Raw genomic sequence first — 20,854 nt, 5'->3', positions numbered from 1 at the left:
GTGGGGGTCGCGGACCGCCATCGGGATGAGGCGGAACCTGCTCGTCCGACGCCGGGGGTACGGGCATCGTCGCGGGGCCCTTCCTGTCGCAAGCGCGAGAGGCGTCGTGGCGGATGGCTCTGGTGCGCGCTCGTGCACGGTTCAGCGCAAAGCGCGGAGGTGCTCCCGGCCCACAGGGTCGGTGACCTCGTCGAAGTCGTGGTGCGTGGAGAGCCACTTCTTGACGTAGGGGCAGACCGCCACGATGCGATATCCGGCTTGGGCGCTGGTGCTCAGTGCGGTGCGAGTGAGCGTGCCGGCGAGACCGCGGCCTTCGAATTCATCGAAGACCACCGTGTGGTAGAAGATGCGCTGCATCTCTCCGAAGTCCTTGTACATGGAGAACCCGGCGTGGGTGTCCTCGACGAGGACGTCGAAGCGACCCTTGTCGGGGTTGTCGCGGATGGTCACTTCTTGCTGGTTCTGATCGTTCATTGCTGTGGTCCTCTCGTTTTGGGAAGTGATGTATTTGGAGTACACCGTCGCGTTCGCGAAGTTCTCCACGTGAGTCACCGTCGCGCCGCTCGCCTCGGTCCACGAGTTCAGGTGGACGTCGTCGCGCATCTCCTTCAGATCGAGCGCGACGGTCTCGGCGTGGCCGTTCGGTATGACCCCGCCCTCCTCCACGACGAAGCTGCCCTGCGACGGCGAGTCGAAGGTGAATCTCACCTCCAGCCACCCCCTGTCGAATCTGCAGGTCTTGCCGACCATCTGCATGGTCATGGAGTTCCCTTCTCCTGACGCACGCGCTGCGGCTCGAGGTCGAGGTGTCGGCGTAGCGCCTCAGTGAACTCGTCGACCTTCACCAGCTGTTCCGGGGAGAGCGCGTCGACGAAGAGCTCGCGCACGTCACGCAGGTGCGGCACCGAGCCATGCCGGAACGACTCCGCTCCGAAGTCGGTCAGCCGCACGTCGATGCCGTGGACGTCGTCAGGGCACGGGGCTCGGCGTACGAGCCCGCGCTTCTCCATCCGCCCCAGGTGGTGTGACAGGCGGCTGCGTTGCCAGCCGATCAGTTGGGCCAGTTCGGAGGAACGCATTGTCCTCCGATCCGCCTCGCTCAGTGCGAGCAGCACTCGATAGTCAGCGGAGGACAAGGACGACTTGCTCTGGAGCCGTCCCTCCAGGAGGGTGCGCAATGTTTCGGCGGTCTCGATGTAATTGCGCCAGATGCGCAGCTCCTCACGCGTGGGCATCGCGCGGCGCTTCTTCTGCGCCATGGCACCTCCCGGAATTGACACGTCAACTCTGCACGTTACAGGATTGACACGTCAATCCTGATCACGGTGAGACCCGGATCCCGCAAGGAGCGAACCCATGACCGACAGCACCGCCGTCCAGTTCGGTATCGACAGCTTCGGCGACCTACCTCGCGACGATCAAGGAAATGTCGTCTCCCATGGTCAGGCGATCCGCGCTGTCGTGGACGAGGCGGTCCTCGCCGACCAGGTCGGCGTGGATGTCATCGCCCTCGGTGAGCACCACCGCCCCGAGTACTCGATCTCCACTCCCGAGACGGTGCTGGCCGGCATCGCCACCAGGACCGAGCGCATCCACCTCGCCTCGGGTGTGACAGTCCTGTCCTCCGACGACCCGGTGCGCGTCTTCCAGCGTTTCGCCACGGTCGACGCGCTCTCGAACGGGCGCGCCGAGGTGATCCTGGGCCGCGGGTCGTTCACCGAGTCGTTCCCACTGTTCGGGTATGACCTGGCTGACTACGAGATCCTCTTCGAGGAGAAGATCGACCTGTTCCACAAGCTGCTGGACGAGGGACCGGTCACGTGGGAGGGCACCACGCGCGCTGCGCTCAAGGACGCCGACGTGTTCCCCAAGACGGAGTCCGGGCGGCTGACGACCTGGGTCGGTGTGGGCGGGTCGCCCCAGTCCGTCATCCGGACCGCGCGGTACGGGTTCCGGCTCATGCTCGCGATCATCGGCGGCGCGCCCGACCGGTTCGCCCCGTACGTCGACCTGTACCGGCGCGCCACGGAACAGCTGGAGACCACCGCCTACCCGGTCGGGGTGCACTCGCCCGGCTTCGTTGCCCAGACCGACGAGGAGGCCAAGCGACTTTTCTGGCCTGGCTACAAGGAGGTACGCGACCGCATCGGCGCCCTGCGCGGCTGGCCCCCTGTGCGGCGTGAGGAGTTCGAGGCCGACGTCGAGCACGGCTCCCTCTACGTCGGTTCGCCCGAGACCGTCGCGCGCAAGATGGCCCGTGCCATCCGCACGCTCGATGTCGGGCGCTTCGACCTGATCTACTCCGCCGCCGGCTCCGTCTCGGCCAGCGACCGTCTGCGCGCCGTCGAACTGTACGGCACCAAGGTGATCCCAATGGTGCGCGAGCTGCTCGCCGAGGAGCCCAGCACGCTGGAGGTGGCCCGATGACGGTGCGCACGGCCGTACGCACCATCGGCGTCCTCGGGGCCGGCAAGGTGGGCACGGTCCTGGCCCGCCTCGCTCTCGCCGCCGGGTATCGAGTACTCGTCGCGGGGTCGGGGGACCCCGCGAAGATCGCCCTCACCATCGACGTCCTGACGCCCGGCGCCACCGCCGTCTGGTCCGTCGAAGCCGTACGGGACGCCGACATCGTGATTCTCGCCCTCCCGCTCGGCAAGTATCGCGCGCTCCCGACCGACGAGCTGCGCCACAAGCTCGTCATCGACACCATGAACCACTGGTGGGAGGTCGACGGGCCCCGCGAGCGGTTCCTCGCGCCCGGCGTCTCCTCCAGCGAGGAGGTGCAGCGTTTCCTCGACGGTGCACGCGTCGTCAAGGCCTTCAACCACATGGGGTACCACGACCTGGAGGACGAGGGCCGGCCCGCCGGGGCACCGGGCCGCAAGGCGATCGCGGTCGCCGGTGACAGCGAGGCGGACGTTACCGAGGTCGCGGCGCTCGTCGATGACCTGGGCTTCGACCCCGTGCCTATCGGACCTCTCGCCGAGGGTGTCCGACTCGAGCCGGGCACCGCCGCCTTCGGCGCCAACGTCCAGGCCGCCGAGCTCCGACTTCTGACCCAGGCAGCCGTGCACAACCCGATCGCGGAGTGATCCAAGTGAGCAATCCGGAAGCGGCCTCGGAAGTGATGCGGTCCATGACACAGGTCGGAAGCACCACCGGGGTCGAGGTGCTCTCGGCCCGCGACGTGCCCTTGGGCGGACCGCGGGCCTTGCAGGTGCGGCGCACGATTCCTCAGCGGGCTCGGACACTGATCGGCGCCTGGTGCTTCGCCGACCACTACGGACCGGTCGAGGTGCCGGCGGGCGGCATGGACCTACCGCCGCATCCCCACACGGGGCTGCAGACGGTGAGCTGGCTCTTCAGCGGCACCATCGAGCACCGCGACAGCCTCGGCACCCACTCGCTCATCCGTCCGGGGGAGCTCAATCTCATGACCGGCGGCCACGGCATCGCCCACTCCGAGGTCTCCACTGCGGACACCACGGTCCTCCACGGCGTCCAGTTGTGGGTGGCCCTGCCCGACGCGGATCGGGAAGCCGGGCGTGACTTCCAGCACCACGTGCCGGAGCCCGTACGGATCGACGGGGCCGAGCTGCGGGTCTTCCTCGGCTCAGTGGCAGGCGAGACCTCTCCGGTGCGGACGTTCACACCCCTGCTGGGTGCGCAGCTCGACCTCGAGCCGCACGCCACGGTCACGCTGTCCATCGACCCCGGGTTCGAGCACGGCCTGCTCGTCGATGCCGGTGACGTACGCCTGGATGGTACCGCGGTCCCCGCAGGGGAGCTCGGCTACGTGGCGCCGGGCATCGACATCCTGACGGTGACGAACCGCTCGGACGGTCCGGCACGCACCATCCTGCTCGGTGGCCCGCCGTTCGAGGAGGAGATCGTCATGTGGTGGAACTTCGTCGTCCGTGACCACGAGGAGATCCTGCGAGCCCGCCAGGACTGGGAGGCCGCTTCGGACCGCTTCGGAAGCGTCGAGGGCTACCACGGGCACCGCCTTCCCGCGCCGCCGGTGCCGGACGTGATCATCATGCCACGACGTAACCCGCCGGGCCGCACCGATCGGGCATGAGGGGCATCGTGCCAACGACAGCTCCTCCAACGCCGGTCATGCCCGGGGACCCGGAACCTCGCCATGGTCCTGCCTCCGCTCGAATCCACTGCACGCCCCGCTGGCGCCGATGATGCCGCCTCGCCCTGTGCAACCGCCTGCTCTGGATGCGCGATGCGGCGGCCGCCGTTGTGCGGCGTCGCATCGCCGTTCCGCTTCTTCCGGCTCGGAGCGGCGAGGGATCGACCGGCGGCGCCGACGGCACTTGACCCTGTTGCCGGAACACGGTGTTGAATGCCCGCGTGATTTTGACTTTGCTCGATGACTTGGCGCGGGTAGCGGCCGACACCACCGCGGAGCAGTACGCGCTGCCGACTCCGTGCGACGGGTTCGACGTGCGGCGACTGCGGCAGCACCTCACCGGCGGACTGACCTACTTCGACGCCGCCTTCGGCGACCCTGGCGCCGAGGAGCGAGCAGCGGACCCGCACGCCTACTCAGGGCTCGACCAGCTTGAGGCCGTCCTCCCTCGGCTCTCGGCGACTTTGCGATCCGCGCTGGCGGCCGGGGTCGAGACGACCATCGTGAACGTGCCTCACCTCGGTGGAGCGTTTCCCGGCGCCGTGGTCCTGGACATGCTGCTGATCGAGGTGATCACTCACGGCTGGGACATGGCCACCGCGGCGGGTCTGCCCTGGAAACCGGACGAGGCGACCTGCGAGCGAGCACTTGCCTTCTACCGGGCGACGCTCAAGCCCGAGTGGCGCGGCCCCGGCATGGCGTTCGGCCCGGAGTACGCGGTCTCGCCCGATGCTTCTCCGGTGGAACGGGTCGTCGCTTTCGCCGGCCGTGACCCTGGTTGGTCGCCGGCAACCCACCGGTAAGGGCCCGCCGATCCATAGGATGCTTGGCACCAGGGGTGCGAGTCGGCCCTGGGTGAGCCCGGAGGCGAACTGCAGGATCACGAGAAAACCGACGACCGACGCCACGCCGGAAAGGGCCGCGGTCGAGCGCCGCTTCATCGCGATGCTCGACGCGCCCGCGACGCTGCCGCCGATGGTCGCCGGCCGGCGTCCTGTTCTTCACCGCTGAAGTATGACACACCGCTCGAAACCTTGACCTGGTGGTGAGAACAGGGTGTCGTCTGGTCCGGACTGAACGACAACCTGCTCCGACTCACTTCTCGGTACCCCAGGGGGATCAGCAATGTTCGTCAGGAACACGTCCGTGATCGCCGGGAGCGCAACGTGGCCGGCATGACCGACATCAGCAAAACCGTCGTCGTCCTGGGCGCCACGGGGCAGCAGGGAGGATCGGTCGCCGCTGCGCTGAGGGCCGACGGCTGGGCAGTCCGCGCGGTCGTGCGCGATCCGTCCGGCCCCCGGGCCCGGTCCCTGTCCGCCGCCGGCATCGAAACCGTCCGCGGTGACCTCGCTGATCCGGAGTCGCTCCGCGCTGCCTTCTCCGACGCCCACGGCGTCTTCAGTGTCCAGCCGAACTCCGGCCAGGCCGGCGCCGAGGTGACCAACGAGGACGAGGTCCGCTTCGGCACGGCGGTGGCCGACATCGCCGAGCGCTGCGGCGTCGCCCACCTCGTCTACAGCTCGGCGATCACTGCGGGCTCGACGACGGGCGTCGACCCTGCTGGCGCAGGATGAGGTCCTCGGCAAGTTGGCGGCACTCGTCGACGACGGCAGGCTGGCCGGAAACGCGGAACTCGACGCGTTGCACGCGGAGTTTCCCTTCCTGCTGCGCTTCGACCGCTGGCTGGCGGGCCCTGGGGCGGATCTCCTCGAATCGAGGCCGTCGTAGCGGAACAAGCCCACCCCGGCTGCCCACCGCAGGCGGATGACGGGCCGGGCGGTGGATCCGCCCGGCCCGGCACCGCAGGTTGTTCAGCTGGGCCGGCAGGTGGTGTCGCGGGCCGGCATCTTGCCCTCGACCAGCCAGTCCGTGGTGATGTGGAGGGCGCAGGCGTTGGTGTGGACGAGGAAGACGCCGTGGCCGCTCTCGTCGGCGGTCACCAGCTTGGCGCGCGAGGCGAACTTGTCGCGCAGCAGCTTTCCGCCCACCCACGGGGTCACCGGGTCGTGGCGGTTCTGCAGGATCAGGATGTTGGCCGGGCCCTTGGCGTCGACCTTCACCGGAGGCTCGTACGGCTCGTGCTTCCAATAGGCACAGGGCGTGATGTTGGCAGTCGCGGCGCCGAACAGCGGATACCACTTGCGGTCCTCGGCGACGGCCCGGCGGTAGGTCGCCACGTCCTCGGGCCAGTTGACGTCGTTGCAGGTGGTCGCGAGGAACGCCGTGAGGGCGTTGTCAATGGGGTTCGCCGGCGCCGCTTGCCTGGTCGCCGGGGCTTCGGCCGGGTTGAGGTACGTCTGCAAGGTGCGCGCTGTCCGCCCGTACGACAACTCGCTGTAGAGGCCGGCGAAGATGAGGTACCGGACGACGGCACCGTCAGCACCGTCCGGCGCGGGGGTCTTGTCGAGCCGCTCGGTGATCCGCAGGAAGGTCCGGCGGACCTGCTGCGGCGTACGACCCAGGCCGTACGAGTCGTGCCGGGTCGCCACCCAACGGGCGAAATCGGGGAACGTCTGCTCGAAGCCGAGCCCGAACCGACGCATGCCCGCCGGGTCGAGGTGGGTGTCGCCGACGTTGCTGTCGAAGACGATCCGGTCGGTGGTCTTCGGGAACAAGGAGACGTACGTCGCGCCGAGGGCCGTGCCGTAGGACGCTCCGTAGTAACTGGCCTTCTTCTCACCGAGCGCCGCCCGGACCCGATCCAGGTCGCGAGCCGTGTTCGCCGTGGTGATGTGCCGCAGCCGGCCGTCCTTGTCGGTGGCGGCGCACTTGTCGGCCACCTGCTTCGCGATCGCGGCCTGCCGGGTCACCGCGGCGTCGTCGGCCGCGTACGGCGGAACGTTGGCCCAGTACGGATCCTCGAGCGTGAAGCCGCAGCTCATCTTCGTCGAATGCCCGACCCCCCGGGTGTCCATGCCGATCAGGTCGTACGCATCCGATACGGTGGTCGGCAGGCCCCGGCTGACCAGGAAGGCGCCCTGGTCGATCCCGATGCCGCCCGGGCCGCCCGGGTTGAGCAGCAGGATGCCGCGCCGCTTGGCCGGGTTGGTGCTGGCGATCTTCGAGATCATGATCTCTATCTGCTCGCCGTCCGGGTCGCGGTAGTCCAGGGGTACGGGGATCTTCGCGCACTGCACCGCGACCGGTGCCGGCATCACGACTTCGGCCGGGCACGCTTCCCACGTCAGCTCGGGTGCGGCTTGCCGGGCCACAGCAGCCGGCCCGGCCACGACAAATGTGCCGAGCAAGGCGATCACCCCGATCAGCACAGCGCCACGTTTTCGGTACATGTACAACCTCCTGCGTCGTCCGCCGGCATTCGGTGTCATGCGACACCATGTCGCGGGAACACAGTCAAGGTCTTGACCCTGTTCGGAGAACATGGTTTCTGCTGGGCCGGAGCCGCGACCTGTCCTGCCGGCCCGATGAAAGGAACTGAAGTGAAACCCACCGTCGTTCTGGTGCACGGCGCGTTCGCCGAGTCCGCAAGCTGGGGCGGTGTCATCCAGCGCCTGCTCGACGACCGCTACCCGGTCATCGCCGCGCCCAATCCGTTGCGCGGCCTGTCCGGGGACGCCGCCGTCGTCTCCAGCATCCTGAGCACGATCGACAGGCCGGTCGAGCTCGTCGGCCACTCGTACGGCGGGGCGGTCGTCTCCAACGCCGCCGTCGAACTCGCCGGCGCGTCGCACGCCATTCCCGTGTCGGAGCCGGTCGCGGTCGCCGAGATCGTCCTCGATGCCACCCGATCGATCGGCTGAACCGTGGAGAAAACGATCACCAACTTGTGGCCCCGGCTGCGCGTGGCCGACTGGACCGAGACCCGCGACACCCTGCACATGTGGACCCAGATTGTCGGCAAGATCCGGATGGCGTACACGCCGTCGGCCAACCACTGGTGGCACGTCACGCTCTATCCCACGGCCCGCGGCCTGACCACCTCGGCCGTGCCGTACGACAAGGGCGTCTTCGACATCGAGTTCGACTTCGTCGACGAGCGGCTGCGCGTGCGCACCAGCGACGGCGGCTCGCGCGATGTGGTTCTCGAACCGAAGCCCGTCGCGACGTTCTACGGCGAGACGCTCGAGGCGCTGGCCGCGCTCGGCCTGAAGCCCAGCATCCACCCCGTGCCCAACGAGGTCGAGCTCGCGATCCCCTTCGCCGAGAACGACCGGAACTGCTCGTACGACGGGGAAGCCGCACGACTGTTCTGGCGGCAGCTGCTGCAGGCCGAGCGGGTGATGAGCCGCTTCCGCTCCGAGTTCGTGGGAAAGGCCAGCCCGGTGCACTTCTTCTGGGGTGCGATGGATCTGGCATACACCCGCTTCTCCGGTCGGGTCGCCCCGCAACACCCGGGCGGCGTGCCCAACTGCCCGCCGTGGGTCATGCACGAGGGCTACTCGCACGAGCTGGCCAGCTTCGGTTTCTGGCCGGGCGGCGGTGAGGAAGGCGCCTTCTACGCGTACGCGTATCCGGAACCGCCGGGCTACCGGGAGCGCACGGAGGCGTACTTCGACAAGACCCTGCAGGAGTGTGTGCTTCCGTACGAGAAGGTGGCCGAGTCAGCCGATCCCGACGCGACACTCCTCGACTTCCTCCGCGCAACCTACGGTGCCGCCGCCGACCTGGCCGCCTGGGACCGCTCGGCCGTGGAGGCGTGACCGTCGCGTCCCCTGGACGGGGGCTCAGGGGACGCGACGCCGGCCGCCGAGCCTTGCCCGCCGCCGTCGCTGCCGGGCTGGGCCGGAGCGCTGCCGTTGTCGACGAATGTGTAGACGGAGCGCAGGGGCGGTCTCGCCGCCCACCCCGAACGCGGTGTTCGATTACCAGATCGGCGGCGCCTACGACAATCCGGCCGCCAAGGTCGTCAGCCGGGACAGGCAGGACGAGGCCGACCCCGACCTCTACGACATCCGCTACGTCAACGCTTTCCAGACCCAGCCGATCGCCTCGGAGGTGCAGGACTGGCGCAACCGCGGCCTGACGCTGAAGAACGCGCAGGGCGAGGAGGCCATCGTCTCCGCTGTCCAGGAACATGCCTTCGGGGCCGCCCGGCGAGTACGGACGGCAGCGGAGTAGTCCGGCTTGACCCGGTGGCGGGAACATGGTTTTGGCTTGCGGGGACTAAAGGGAGTCCGCACTGTGCCCAGAACGAAGATTGACCAGCTCTTCGCGCGGCGAGCCCGGGTATTCCGCCGCTCCGGCCTCTCTGGTCTCGTACTTCTGATCTGCGCGATTTCAGCCATGGGCTGCACGCCGACAGAGAATGAGCAACCCACGCCGGCCGCCGGTTCGTCAGCGGCTGACCTGACGAAATTCTATTCTCAGAAGCTGGACTGGTCAGGCTGCGCCGAGTTCGCCACCAGCAAACGGGAAGCGGAGATTCTCGCGGACCCCAAGGCCCAGTGCGCACGGTTGTCGGTTCCGCTGGACTACGACGACCCGAAGGGCGCCACCGCGTCCGTCGCGGTCCTGCGCGTCAAGGCGCGGGGGGAGTCGAAGGGCTCGGTGGTCTTCAACCCGGGCGGCCCGGGCGGCTCCGGCGTGTTGGGCGGGCTGGCCGTGAGCCGGGGGCTGGCCAAGAGCCGCATCTCCGAAGCCTTCGACATCGTCGGCTTCGACCCGCGCGGTGTCGGTGCCACCAAGCCGGCTGCCGACTGCTATTCGGAGAAAGGCACGACGCGGGGGGACAAGGTGTTCCCCACGTTGACCTTGACCGTCGATCTGACGGAGGAGGACACCCGCGCGGTGTTCGACCGCTGCGCCGAGGGATCCGGGGGCGCGAAGGGGCTCGCTTCGATGGGCACCCGCACGACCGCTCGCGACATGGACGTTCTGCGAGCCGTTCTGGGCGACGAGAAGCTGACCCTGCTCGGCCAGAGCTACGGCACCCGGCTCGGCTCGGTCTACGCCGAGCAGTTCCCGCAGCGGGTGCGGGCGATGATCCTCGACGGCGCGTTCGATCCGGGGCTGGGCACGATCGAGCGGCGACTCGCCGCCTACGGCGGGTTCCAGCGAGCGTTCGAGGTGATGGCGGCCACCTGCGCCAAGGACGCCTCGTGTCCGCTGGGGACCGACCCGAAGGCCTGGACCTCGAGATTCCAGGCGCTCATGCAGCCGCTGCGGGACAAGCCCGTGCCCGCGCTGGGCCAGGAACTCGACTTCGACGGGGCCGTCGGCGGTGTGATGGCGGGACTGTACAGCCCGACGCTGTGGCCCACCGTCGTGCGCGGCCTGAACGAGGTGCGGCAGGGGCGCGGCGACAGTCTGATGCGTCTGGTGCAGGACCTCGGCGGCGGTGCGGCCGACAACGCGGTGAACGGCAACGTGACCGAGGCCCTCTTCGCGATCAACTGCATGGACGAGCGGCGCCTCACCCCGCAGGACGTCGCCCAGTTGCGCGCCCGGGCGTTCGAGGTCGCCCCCTTCATGAGCCCGGGCGGCGACGTCGGGCGGGGCGCCCGGGACGGATGCGAGTTCTGGTCGGCGCCGCCGACTCTCGGCATTCCGTACGCCCAGAACATTCAAGGCCTTCCGAAGACGCTCGTCATCTCGATCACCGGTGACCCGACAACCCCGCACGCAGGCGGCGTCAAACTCGCCGAGACCCTCGGCAGCGCTTTGCTGACCGTGAAGGGTGAGGGGCACACGGTTGTCTCCGGCGGGGCCAACACGTGTGTCGACAAGATCGCCGCCGACTATCTGATCGATCTCAAGCTGCCGGAGCCGATGCCCGAATGTTCGGTCTGAGCCGGCGGAAAGGCGGTGTTGTGTTGATGGCGAACTCAGGGTGGGCAGCATGCGACCGATGATTCTCGTTCACGGCGCGTGGCACGGCAGTTGGTGCTGGGCGTCGGTCACGCCCCACCTGGCCGCTCGTGGCATACCGTCGGTCGGGGTGGACCTCGCGGGGCACGGCTTGAACGGCCGGCCGCCGTTCGCCCGCTCGGCGCGGCCCTTCGATCCGGCGGCCCTGGCCACCGAGCTCTCGCCGGTCGCCGGCGTCAGCGTGCGCGATGCCGCCGAGGCGCTCGTCGACCAGATCCGGCTGGCCGGGAACGGCGAGCCCGGCGTCGTCGTCGCGCACAGCCTCGGTGGCGTGATCGCGACCGCCGCCGCCGAGCTCGCTCCCGAGTTGTTCGCCCACCTCGTCTATCTCAGCGCGTACGTCCCTGTCACCGCGTCCGTGGCCGAACTCGCCGCGAGTTACCACTCCTTTGACCGGGTGCTGGTCGCCGACCCCGCGGTGGTCGGCGCGCTGCGTCTCGACCCGGCGAACCCTGCCCTCCGGGATGAGATCCGGGAGCTGTTCTACGGCGACGTCGACGTGTCGACGGCCGAGGCGGCCATCGCCTTGCTCAGCAACGACGCGCCCGCGCAGTTCGCCGCCGAGAAGGTGACGGTGACCCGGGAGCGCTTCGGCGCGGTCCCACACTCGTACATCGTTTGTGCCAAGGACAACGCGATCCCGGAGGTCCTGCAGCGCCGCCTGGTGCGGGTCATCGACGCCGCTTCCGTCGCGGCGACGGGGGTGGTCACGCTGGACAGCTCCCACTCCGCCTTCCTGTCCCGCCCGGCGGAGCTGGCCGGGGTCCTCGCGGAGGCCGAACGGGGCGGGGGCTCTTGGAGCCGCTGAGGCCGACGATGGCACCGGAGCCGCAGGTTCCGCTCGGACTGCGCTTTCTGGTGCTCGGCCCGGTGCGGGGTTTTCACGGCGAGACGGAGCTCGACCTCGGCCCGCCGCAGCAGCGGGCGCTGCTGGCATTACTGGCCGGCAGCGGATGACGCCCGCTCGAGAAGTCCGCAACCGCCCTTGACCCGGTGCCACCTTGCGCGTCGGTGCGTACGCGCAGGGGTCGGTCATGCTTGACTGTGTCCCTGGAACATAGTTTTTGATGATCGGGTGTTCGACGAATGGCGGCGGCGCCGAGCCATCCAGCGCCTCAAACTCGGGGACGGGCACGCGCTGAAGCGATTCCGTTGGTGGCAGCCTCTGTCCCGGTCCCTGCTCTATCTTCCCGCGGACGCCGGTGCGGGCCGGCCGGCGGAATACGCGGTCGACGTGAACCACATGAAGAGCAACGAGAACCTCGACACCGAAGCCCACCTGTATCGCGACGGCCGGCACTTCGAGCGGGCGAGGCTCCCTGCCGTCTTCCCGATCGAAGGCGGCGCGATCGAGGTGGAGACGTCGGCTTTCGGCCTCCGGCGGTGCCACTTCGTCGCCGACGACGGGACCGAGCAGCAACTCGTGCCGGATCCGCGCTCGGCCGAGGGGCGCCGCGCCCGGCTCGACCGCGAGCGTCCGTTGCTCAGCCGCTGGATCGGCGTGATCTCCCTCGTCCTGATCCTCGTGCCGCTGATCCTCGGCCTTCTGCAGACCGTCGAGTCGATCTCCCGGTTCCCGCCGCTGGCCGAGCGGTTCGGTGTCTTCGAGTCGCCGATCGACGCGTCGGCCTGGCTCAACATCGCGCTCGTGATCAGCGCGACGGTGGGCAGCACCGAGCGTGCCCTGCGCCTGCGGTACAACCGGTGGCTGGACGCGGTGGCGGACTGACGGCGGGTCAGCCTTCCGCCCGCAACTGCCGGCGGGCCAGCTCTTTGGCGCGGTGGATGACGTCGAGCTGGGCCTCGTTGTGGAGTTCCCGCAACGCGTCGATGAACGTCTGCCGCGTGACGGACTTCCCCTTCGACACGTGGGCCATCGCGTCGTTGTCCATCCAGGGATAGTTACGAAGGGTACGGACCAGGGACGGTGCGTACTTCTCGGCGAGGTTCTGCCGCGTCCCCTCGTCGGCGTCGGCGGGCAGCGCGTCGAAGTCGGCGCTGACGGCGTCGTCGTTGTCGTTCTCCACCGCTTGCCGCACGTCGGCCAGGGCCTGGTCGTCGAAGACCTGCGTGTATATGTGGATGAGCGAGCGGTCGGCCTTGGACAGGCGGCCGGCGACGGGCTCGAAGCCCGGCGGCGTGTCGGGCGGCGCGTTCTCGCTCAGAATGGCCGCGATGCCCTGCCGGGCCTTCTCCAGCCGTTCGATGGCGGCCGCGTGGTCGACGTCGACCTGGTGCAGCGCCTCGGGGGAGCCCGTGCTCAGCTCTTCGATCCGAGACAGGGGCACGCCCAGCTCGGCCAGCCGGCGGATGCGCAGCAAGCGTACGAGATCTAGTGTTTCGTACTGCTTGTATCCGTTGTAGCGGCGATCGGGCTCCTCGAGCAGGCCCAGACGATGGTAGTGCCGGATCGTGTTCACCGTGGTGCCCGCGAGTGTCGCGAGCTCGCTCGTGCTCCAAGCCACGTCGATCTCCTTCTCGGTCATTCGCCTGCTGACAGGCCTGCCCACGAAAGGTACGCGGCAGGAGGATGATCGCGACAATGCCGCGACCGATCCGGCGTTTGTCGGCTGCCGGCACCCGGTACTACTCGACTCCAGTGGGGGCTCCACCAGGGTCCTTGGGACACGGCTGTGCGATGACGTTGACTGTGTGGCCAGCACACGGTTTCTGACGGGGGAACACCGCCGGCATCGGCGCAGTCCCGCTGGCCGGAGTCGTCGCGCCGAAGCCCACCGGCTCCGGCCGGTCGACAAATGAGGCGGCCTGGTTCGAAGGAGACTCGTGATGCAGTTCGGCATTTTCACCGTGGGTGACGTCACTCCGGACCTCACGACGGGCCGGACCCCGACCGAGCACGAGCGCATCCAGGCCATGGTGACCATCGCGCTGAAGGCCGAGGAGGTGGGCCTCGATGTGTTCGCCACTGGCGAGCATCACAATGTGCCCTTCGTGCCGTCCTCGCCGACCACGATGCTCGGCTGGATCGCCGCCCGGACCGAGAAACTGCTGTTGAGCACGGCCACCACGCTGATCACTACCAACGATCCGGTGAAGATCGCCGAGGACTACGCGATGCTGCAGCACCTGTCCGGCGGCCGCGTCGACCTCATGATGGGCCGCGGCAACACCGGGCCGGTCCACCCCTGGTTCGGCAAGGACATCCGGGCCGGCATCCCCTGGCGATCGAGAATTACGCGCTTCGCCGACGTCTCCTCCCGCGCTTCGGACACCGATGACGATGTTATGCAGCGCGGCAGCGACCTAACCGGCCAGATCCGGTGCGGCGGGCTTGGAGTCCGGGGAGCCGGCAGGATCAGCCGGGATCCGGTCGCGACAGCGACCGGCGAGTAGTCGGACTGCCGAAGCGATCCGTCCGGGTGCAGAAACTCCACGATCATGTGATCTTTCCCTGTCGTGCTGCAGAAGCCTCCCAGTGCCACCTGTGTTTCAGGAATACGTTCAAGGCGAGAGCGCCCGACGGGCGCGGCGGGCCGGCCGCTTGACCCGGTTCCTGGAACAGGGTGTCGCATACGGGGAGACGTTCATGGAAGGAGCCGGTATGACACTGGAAGCCGCGATCCGTTCCAACGACGTGGCGGCGGTGGTGGAACTGCTCGAGTCGGGCGCGGACCCGCACCGCCGCGGCGCCGGTGGCCTCACACCACTGATGGTCGCCTCCGGGCTCGGTCGATCACGCCTGGTGGAGCGGCTGCTGGAGGCCGGCGCGGATGTGTTGATGGTCGAGCCGCGCATGGGCGCCACGGCGTTGCACAAGGCGGCGCAGGCCGGTGACGACGGCGTCATCGGCCTGCTCCTCGACCATGGCGCCTTTGTTGACCAGCAGTCGCCCCGGCTCGGTCACACGCCGCTGATGGACGCGGTGCAGTACAAGCACGAGGCGGCGGTCCGGCTGTTGCTGGCCCGCGGAGCCCGTACCTCTGTGCGCAACCACTGGCAGGAGACGGCGCTCGACCTGGCGTTGCGCGACGGCTCCGAGGTCATCGCCGGTCTCCTGCACGCGCGGATGGCGGCCGACGCCGACCGGATCCGGTCGCTGGCGCTGATGGCGGCGGTACAGGCCGGCGACCTCACTGCGGTGAGACGGCTCATCGGGGCCGGTGCGGCCCTCGACGAGCGACTGCCGGCCGTCGGCGATCATGACGACGACTACACACCGCTCGGGATCGCCGCTCGCGACGGGCACACCGGCATCGTCCGCGTGCTGCGCGAGGCCGGTGCGGATCCGCGCCGGCTCAACGGGCTGATGGGCGCGACGCCGGGCCATGAGGCCGCCTTCGCCGGGCACGCCGGCGTCATCCGGGCGCTGACGACGCGCGGCCCCAGCGGTACGCCGACGCTCGAGATCGACGCCCAGGGTGCCTACAACGGCTTTACCGCCTTGCACGACGCGGTGTGGCACGGGCACCGGGAGGCAGCACAGGCCCTGGTCGAGGCGGGCGCCCGCCTCGACCTCACCTCGCACACCGGTCACACACCCCGGCAACTTGCGCTCCACTACGGGTACGACGATCTCGCGGCGTATCTGGCCGAGGCCGAGAGCAAAGCCGTTCGACCATCGCCCTTTGTCTTCGCCGAGGCCGCGCTCGACGATTTGCGCGAGCGGCTTTTCCGTACGCGATGGCCCGATCCCGAACCGGTGGAGGACTGGAGCCAGGGCGTGCCGCTGCACAGGCTGCGAGCACTGTGCGACTACTGGCGGGACGGCTACGACTGGCGGGCCTGCGAGGCCCGGCTGAACGCGCTCAACCCGTCGACGACGCGCATCGACGGACTCGACATCCACTTCCTGCACCTGCGGTCGCCCGAACCGGAGGCGATGCCGCTCGTGATGACCCACGGCTGGCCCGGCTCGGTCATCGAGTTCCTGAAGGTGGCACCGATGCTGGCCGACCCGCGGGCCCACGGCGGCGACCCCCGGGACGCGTTCCACGTGGTCCTGCCCTCGATGCCCGGCTTCGGACTGTCCGGCAAGCCGACCGAGACCGGGTGGGGACCCAAGCGGATCGCGTGCGCCTGGGTCGAGCTGATGCGGCGGCTGGGCTACGACAGCTTCGGCGCGCAGGGCGGCGACTGGGGGCACGCGGTCACCACCGCGCTGGGCAACATCGGCGAGCCCGCCGTCCGGGCCATCCACTCCAACATGTTCCCCACCTACGGCACCGAGGAAGCCACGAACGAGCAGGAGGAGCGTGCCCTGCAACGATGGCGTGACTTCCAGGCCCACGAGTCGGGCTATCAGCACGAGCAGATTCAGAGCCCTCAGACGATCGGGTACGCGCTCACCGACTCGCCGGTGGGGCAGGCGGCCTGGCTCTACGAGAAATACGAGCAGTGGACGGACCACGACGGCGATCCGGAAAACCTGCTCAGTCGCGACGAGATGCTGGACAACATCACGTTGTACTGGCTGACCGGCACCGCCGCCTCCTCGGCTCGCATCTACTGGGAGAGCTTCCGCACCTACCGCGACCCGAAGGTCGAGGTGCCGGTCGGCGTCAGCCTCTTCCCTCGCGACATCTATCTCGCCGCACGTCGCTGGGTGGAGCAGCGTTACCCGAACCTCGTGCACTACAACGAGCTGCCCAAGGGCGGACACTTCGCTGCCTGGGAACAACCCGAGCTGCTGGCTGCGGAGGTGCGCGCCACCTTCCGCCACGTACGCCAGAGATCCGCAACGAAAAGCACCGACGCATCGTGAACCCGACGCCAACATCGCCTCCTTCGACAACGCCCGTCCCTTCGGTACACACATCGGGATGGCCTGGTGGAAGTCGCTTTCAGTCGGCCGGCGAGGAGATCATGTTCCGGGGGCTCGGTGCTCCCGGCCGCGGGGTCGTGGTTGCGCGCGGTGCGCCCGGCGTTCATCACCGGACTGGTGGTCTCCAGCCTCATGTTCGCCGTCCTGCGCGCAGCGGGCGATCCCTGGCTCTTCGCCTGTTGCGTGCTCCTCTCGGCATGCACGGCCGTCATGGGATTGATCACTCGGGACCTCGAGGCCGCGATGGCGTTCCACGTGGCGAACAACTTGGTGACGACGACTGTCAACGTGCTCATGGCCGATGGCGGCCCTTGGTCGTCGACCGCACCGAGGGCGCCGGCGGTGGCCCTTCGCTGATCATTCTGGCCGTCATGAATCTGGCCGTGCTCGCCTTCGTCTGGCTCCGCGAGCGGTCGCGCCGCACTGGTCCGGAGCGAGGGGTGTAGCTCGTTCATCGCTTGGGCAGCACGGCCGCCGCGAGTATCACGTTGTTGACGATGGTCGCGGCGAAGCTGCGGGCGATCGCGCCGGCGGCGGCATCGGCTGCCCAGATGCCGTGCTCGAGTTGCTTGGCTCGGGCGATGGTCGCGGTGGTCCGCGGGATCTCGGGATGGAACTGCGGCAGCATCCCGCTTCCGGACAGCAGTGCCACGAGCGCGGCGAGGCGGGGCTCCGGCTCCGCCTCGCCGACCAGCACGCCCCGTACGCCGCGGAGCAGGCTCCTCCGGCGCCCGGATTCGCCGTCTGTCAACATCTCCCTTATGGGCGCTTCGGTCTCGACACAGGTTGATCGGTGGATGTCGTTGCGCTCGATGAGACGTTCGAGCAAGGGGCGGCGCAGGGCCGGTCCGATCACGGCGAGCGTCGCCTGGACGCCTCGCGGCCTCGAGGCGAGGTAGTCCCACGTGGATCGCAGGAGGTCGTCCGTCGGTGGCCGCTCAGCGACAGCTTCCACCCGGGTCGACCCGCTCCATCCGGGTACGGTTCGCACGTGCCGGCCGATGCTGAGATCCGCAAGCATCGCTCCGGCGAGAACGTAGGGAAGCGTTTCCTCGCCGGCGACGACTCCGGTGCCCTCCGGCCCGGAGAACGGCTGGAACAGGAGTAACAGAAGGTCTTCGGCCAGGGTCGGCGGGTCGAGCCGCTGTGTCATCGTGTGATCCTTTCGACGGGGAATGCGACGCGAGTCCGGGAAACGCGATGCAGTCGACAGGGGAGGGTGGAGCCGGAGGTCAAGCCACCACGAACGAGACGACACCCCAGACCAGGGTGGTGGTCAACGTCGTCCAAAAGACGATCGCGATCGCCTGCCACAGCAGCACCCAGGAGCGCGAGGTCCCCGAGGCGATGAGCATGGCCGCGGTGAACTGGGTCGGCACGGCCAGCGGTCCGAGCAGGCTCGCTCCGGGCACACCGAAGCGCACGAGGTAACGGCGGAAGCGCCGGCGCCCCTTGGACTCGGGGCGCTCCTCGCGGCTGCTCGGCCGGTGTCCGTGAGCGACCGCGGCGGCGCGGGCCCGCGAGCTGATCAGCACGACGACGAGTACGCAGAGGAAGTTGCCCGCGGCTGCGGCAACCGCGGCCACCACGGGATGGATCCCACCGACCACTCCGATCGGCGATGCGCCCTCGCCTTCGATGAACGGGATCGCGCCGGCCAGCATGACGATGAACGGCTGGACCAGTTCGGGCACCTCGGCCACGAGGTCGCGGAAGTTCTGAACGAGCGTTTCGACGGGATTCACGGCGGGCTCCTCGAGCGGGGAGATGCGTCACCACCGAGTAGAGACCGTGTGCTCAGCACAGAGTCAAACGCCCTGTTCGTGGCATTCCCGAGGATCGGGCGCGTTCCCCGCCGGGGTCCGCCTCGGGCCACCGGCTCAGTGCTGTTGAGCGAGGGCGCCGGCTCGGCTCAGCACGTCGAGCTGGGACGCGTCGCCGAGCGCGACCGCCGCGTCGGCAGGGCGTCGATCTCGCGCAACGACTCCGGGCCGAAGTTGCCTTTCCGTGTCTACTACGACGGTTCCGGGCGGCCCGTTGTGCAGCTGCCCGGCCGAGCGAGCTCGCGCCGGTTCAGGACCGATCGTCGAGCAGGGGCAGCCAGGGAGCCGGCGATCAGATCGGTGAGCTCACCGACGTACGCGTCGGCGCCAGGGGTGATCGGGGTGGCCCCGAGATCGTCGCGTCGCTGTCAGATTCGCACCCGCGGCGAAATGTTCGCGTCGGTAGAAATCTCTAGTGCCTGTGCGGGAGGGCCGTTCAGGTAAGATTCAGCTCCTTGAGGCGGCGGCGGGAGCGTCAGATTGCTGCTCAGCGTCTCGTCGGTTCTGACCGCTCTGCGCGCGGCCTCCAGCGCGGCGGGACAGTTGCCCAGACGCACGCCTGCATTTCAGCAGGCTACTCGTGAGTAAGGAAAGTGCCCGGGCCGCCATCCGGCGATGGGCGAACCGGGTCACGGAGGTTGTCCCGTAGCTCGTAGAACTTGATGTGGCGGTCCCCGCCTCGCGGCCTACCTGATGGTAGGTCTCGAGCGACTACCACATCACTCCGAGTATGGAGACGGGGACCGTGAGCAAGACCTACCAGAACAAGCGCCGACCCGCCCGGCACGTTGCCGAAAACATGGCTGTTCCACAGACCGTCAGCGTGGCCATGGACCAGATCGCCATCTCCATGCGGGACGGCCTGCTCGCCCTGGCCGTCCAATCCGGGCTGGCCGTCATGTTCGCGATCCTGGACGAGGACGTCACCGCCCTCTGCGGGCCGCGGGGCCGACACAACCCCGGCCGGACCGCGGTACGACATGGCAGCGACGCCGGATCGGTAGTGCTCGGAGGCCGCCGGCTACCGATCCGGCGCCCACGGGTGCGCACCGCCGACGGCACCGGCGAGGTTGCCATCCCCTCCTATGAACTGTTCTCCTCCACCGAAATCCTCGATGAGATGGCACTGGGCAAGATGCTCGGCAAACTATCCACCCGCCGCTACCCACTCGGCCTGGAGCCGGTCGGCGGCCGCATCGAGCAGGCCCACCGGCACCTCCAAACCGTCGATCTCACGGCGGTTCGTCGCCGCCACCGAACGCGCCCTTTCGGACATGATGTCGGCCGATCTGTCCGAGCTGCAGCTGGCCGCGCTGATGCTGGACGGCGTACACTTCGGCGAGCACACCTGCATCGTGGCGCTCGGGATCGGCATCGACGGCCACCTTGCACCCCCTCGCGTTGGTGGAGGGCTCCACCGAGAACGCCACCTTGGCCCGCGAGCTCATCGTCGGCCTGCGTAAGCGCGGCCTCGATGTCACCACGCCGCTCCTGGTCGTGCTGGACGGCTCCAAAGCGCTGCGCCGCGCGGTGCTGGACGTCTTCGACCATCCGGTGATCCAGCGCTGCCAGCTTCACAAAATCCGAAACGTCCGCGACCGGCTACCGCTGAAACTTCGCGCCGCCGCCGAGAAACGCATGCGAGACGCCTACCACGCCGACACCCCGCTGGCCGCCGAGGCCACACTCACCGCCCTGGCCGCCGAGTTGGACAAGACCCACCCCGGAGCCGCGGCCTCACTACGGGAGGGCATGAACGAGACCCTCACGATCTTGCGGCTGGACGTGCCGCCGATGCTGGCGCGTACCCTGCGCTCGACCAACCCCATCGAGTCGATGATCTCGATCTGCCGCGACCACGCCGTCAACGTCAAGAACTGGAAGGACGGCACGATGGCGCTGCGCTGGTGCGCGGTCGGCATGGCCGAGGCGACCAAACAGTTCCGTCGCGTCAACGGACACATGCACCTGCCCAGACTCCGCACCGCTCTCGATCGGCATGCCATGGCGCAGAATCCCAGCCCGAACTGCTACAACGAGAACATTGCCTGCCTGTCGGACCGCTGATCAAGTTCCACGAACGTCGGGACATCCTCCCCCGTTCACCGGCCGACGGCTGGACTATGTGGTAACCACACCGTTTTCACTGGATGGATGCCGACCTTGCCGTTGCGTCACGCACCAGAACCACGATGAGGAACACCGATATGACTGATCCGATGAAGGCCGTGGTGCTCGCCCGTTTCGGGGGGGCCGATGCTTTCGAGCTGCGCGAGG

Annotated in this window: 21 protein-coding genes and 2 pseudogenes; 17 read left to right on the top strand and 6 right to left on the bottom strand. The window is 68.6% G+C overall.

Annotation, left to right across the window (positions count from 1 at the left end; translation table 11 throughout):
- Nucleotides 1-141 precede the first annotated feature (141 nt).
- Nucleotides 142-762 (bottom strand): GNAT family N-acetyltransferase, encoded by a 621-nt coding sequence (locus ACTOQ2_RS41910; protein WP_440107290.1) that lies wholly within the window; start codon nt 760-762, stop codon nt 142-144.
- Nucleotides 759-1,259, bottom strand: coding sequence for a MarR family winged helix-turn-helix transcriptional regulator (locus ACTOQ2_RS41905; protein WP_440107288.1), 501 nt, complete (start codon nt 1,257-1,259; stop codon nt 759-761). The genes ACTOQ2_RS41910 and ACTOQ2_RS41905 overlap by 4 nt, the downstream gene beginning before the upstream one ends.
- Nucleotides 1,260-1,356: 97 nt before the next feature.
- On the opposite strand from ACTOQ2_RS41905, the gene ACTOQ2_RS41900 reads away from it, so the two are divergent.
- The 6 genes from ACTOQ2_RS41900 to ACTOQ2_RS41875 all read left to right on the top strand — a co-directional run bounded on the left by ACTOQ2_RS41900 (nt 1,357) and on the right by ACTOQ2_RS41875 (nt 5,872).
- A complete protein-coding gene (locus ACTOQ2_RS41900) occupies nt 1,357-2,427 on the top strand; it encodes an LLM class flavin-dependent oxidoreductase (RefSeq protein WP_440107286.1) in 1,071 nt (356 codons plus the stop codon).
- Nucleotides 2,424-3,092: an NADPH-dependent F420 reductase gene (locus tag ACTOQ2_RS41895; protein WP_440107284.1), complete on the top strand. Its 669-nt coding sequence runs from the start codon at nt 2,424-2,426 to the stop codon at nt 3,090-3,092. The genes ACTOQ2_RS41900 and ACTOQ2_RS41895 overlap by 4 nt, the downstream gene beginning before the upstream one ends.
- Nucleotides 3,093-3,136: 44 nt before the next feature.
- Nucleotides 3,137-4,081 carry a pirin family protein gene (locus ACTOQ2_RS41890; RefSeq protein ID WP_440107282.1) on the top strand — a complete coding sequence of 315 codons (945 nt, stop codon included), beginning with the start codon at nt 3,137-3,139 and terminating at the stop codon, nt 4,079-4,081.
- A gap of 305 nt (nt 4,082-4,386) precedes the next feature.
- Nucleotides 4,387-4,944, top strand: a complete 558-nt coding sequence (locus ACTOQ2_RS41885) for a TIGR03086 family metal-binding protein (RefSeq protein WP_440107280.1) — start codon at nt 4,387-4,389, stop codon at nt 4,942-4,944.
- Nucleotides 4,945-5,316: 372 nt separating this feature from the next.
- Complete coding sequence (locus ACTOQ2_RS41880) at nt 5,317-5,718, top strand: NmrA family NAD(P)-binding protein (protein WP_440107278.1); 402 nt, start codon at nt 5,317-5,319, stop codon at nt 5,716-5,718.
- A gap of 13 nt (nt 5,719-5,731) precedes the next feature.
- Nucleotides 5,732-5,872 carry a hypothetical protein gene (locus tag ACTOQ2_RS41875; protein ID WP_440107276.1) on the top strand — a complete coding sequence of 47 codons (141 nt, stop codon included), beginning with the start codon at nt 5,732-5,734 and terminating at the stop codon, nt 5,870-5,872.
- A gap of 83 nt (nt 5,873-5,955) precedes the next feature.
- Here ACTOQ2_RS41875 and ACTOQ2_RS41870 read toward each other — a convergent pair whose 3' ends face one another.
- On the bottom strand, nt 5,956-7,434 hold the full coding sequence (locus ACTOQ2_RS41870; protein ID WP_440107274.1) for an alpha/beta hydrolase: 1,479 nt from the start codon (nt 7,432-7,434) through the stop codon (nt 5,956-5,958).
- A gap of 150 nt (nt 7,435-7,584) precedes the next feature.
- On the opposite strand from ACTOQ2_RS41870, the gene ACTOQ2_RS41865 reads away from it, so the two are divergent.
- From ACTOQ2_RS41865 to ACTOQ2_RS41835, 7 genes are all read left to right on the top strand, one after another.
- On the top strand, nt 7,585-7,905 hold the full coding sequence (locus tag ACTOQ2_RS41865) for an alpha/beta fold hydrolase (protein ID WP_440107272.1): 321 nt from the start codon (nt 7,585-7,587) through the stop codon (nt 7,903-7,905).
- 3 nt (nt 7,906-7,908) lie between these two features.
- On the top strand, nt 7,909-8,805 hold the full coding sequence (locus ACTOQ2_RS41860; RefSeq protein ID WP_435293742.1) for a DUF5996 family protein: 897 nt from the start codon (nt 7,909-7,911) through the stop codon (nt 8,803-8,805).
- 154 nt (nt 8,806-8,959) lie between these two features.
- Nucleotides 8,960-9,223 carry a hypothetical protein gene (locus ACTOQ2_RS41855; protein WP_440107270.1) on the top strand — a complete coding sequence of 88 codons (264 nt, stop codon included), beginning with the start codon at nt 8,960-8,962 and terminating at the stop codon, nt 9,221-9,223.
- Nucleotides 9,224-9,286: 63 nt separating this feature from the next.
- Nucleotides 9,287-10,894 carry an alpha/beta hydrolase gene (locus ACTOQ2_RS41850; RefSeq protein ID WP_440107268.1) on the top strand — a complete coding sequence of 536 codons (1,608 nt, stop codon included), beginning with the start codon at nt 9,287-9,289 and terminating at the stop codon, nt 10,892-10,894.
- 58 nt (nt 10,895-10,952) lie between these two features.
- On the top strand, nt 10,953-11,780 hold the full coding sequence (locus tag ACTOQ2_RS41845) for an alpha/beta fold hydrolase (RefSeq protein ID WP_440107266.1): 828 nt from the start codon (nt 10,953-10,955) through the stop codon (nt 11,778-11,780).
- An 8-nt stretch (nt 11,781-11,788) separates the two neighbouring features.
- Nucleotides 11,789-11,929 carry a hypothetical protein gene (locus ACTOQ2_RS41840; protein WP_440107264.1) on the top strand — a complete coding sequence of 47 codons (141 nt, stop codon included), beginning with the start codon at nt 11,789-11,791 and terminating at the stop codon, nt 11,927-11,929.
- Between the two features lie 118 nt (nt 11,930-12,047).
- On the top strand, nt 12,048-12,701 hold the full coding sequence (locus tag ACTOQ2_RS41835; RefSeq protein ID WP_440107262.1) for a hypothetical protein: 654 nt from the start codon (nt 12,048-12,050) through the stop codon (nt 12,699-12,701).
- Nucleotides 12,702-12,708: 7 nt separating this feature from the next.
- On the opposite strand, the gene ACTOQ2_RS41830 is transcribed toward ACTOQ2_RS41835, so the two are convergent.
- The gene (locus ACTOQ2_RS41830; protein WP_440107261.1) at nt 12,709-13,437 is read right to left on the bottom strand and encodes a MerR family transcriptional regulator; all 729 of its coding nucleotides are present in this window, start codon (nt 13,435-13,437) and stop codon (nt 12,709-12,711) included.
- A 322-nt stretch (nt 13,438-13,759) separates the two neighbouring features.
- Between ACTOQ2_RS41830 and ACTOQ2_RS41825 the strand changes: the two are divergent.
- The 3 genes and pseudogenes from ACTOQ2_RS41825 to ACTOQ2_RS41815 form a co-directional block, all read left to right on the top strand.
- Nucleotides 13,760-14,187 (top strand): annotated as a pseudogene (locus ACTOQ2_RS41825) (LLM class flavin-dependent oxidoreductase); the annotation flags it as partial.
- 347 nt (nt 14,188-14,534) lie between these two features.
- Nucleotides 14,535-16,694: an alpha/beta fold hydrolase gene (locus ACTOQ2_RS41820; protein WP_440107259.1), complete on the top strand. Its 2,160-nt coding sequence runs from the start codon at nt 14,535-14,537 to the stop codon at nt 16,692-16,694.
- A 150-nt stretch (nt 16,695-16,844) separates the two neighbouring features.
- The gene (locus tag ACTOQ2_RS41815; protein ID WP_440107308.1) at nt 16,845-17,111 is read left to right on the top strand and encodes a CPBP family intramembrane glutamic endopeptidase; all 267 of its coding nucleotides are present in this window, start codon (nt 16,845-16,847) and stop codon (nt 17,109-17,111) included.
- A 94-nt stretch (nt 17,112-17,205) separates the two neighbouring features.
- Here the strand turns inward: ACTOQ2_RS41815 and ACTOQ2_RS41810 are convergent, their stop codons facing one another.
- Nucleotides 17,206-17,907, bottom strand: a complete 702-nt coding sequence (locus ACTOQ2_RS41810; RefSeq protein WP_440107257.1) for a GOLPH3/VPS74 family protein — start codon at nt 17,905-17,907, stop codon at nt 17,206-17,208.
- A gap of 79 nt (nt 17,908-17,986) precedes the next feature.
- Complete coding sequence (locus ACTOQ2_RS41805; protein WP_440107255.1) at nt 17,987-18,499, bottom strand: hypothetical protein; 513 nt, start codon at nt 18,497-18,499, stop codon at nt 17,987-17,989.
- Between the two features lie 823 nt (nt 18,500-19,322).
- On the opposite strand from ACTOQ2_RS41805, the pseudogene ACTOQ2_RS41800 reads away from it, so the two are divergent.
- Nucleotides 19,323-20,644, top strand: a pseudogene (locus tag ACTOQ2_RS41800) (IS256 family transposase).
- Nucleotides 20,645-20,854 lie beyond the last annotated feature (210 nt).

The organism is Streptosporangium sp. H16 (assembly GCF_051918855.1).
Classification (GTDB): Bacteria; Actinomycetota; Actinomycetes; order Streptosporangiales; family Streptosporangiaceae; genus Streptosporangium.
Note: the sequence above shows the minus strand (reverse complement) of the source record. Positions and strands in the feature narration are given on the sequence as shown.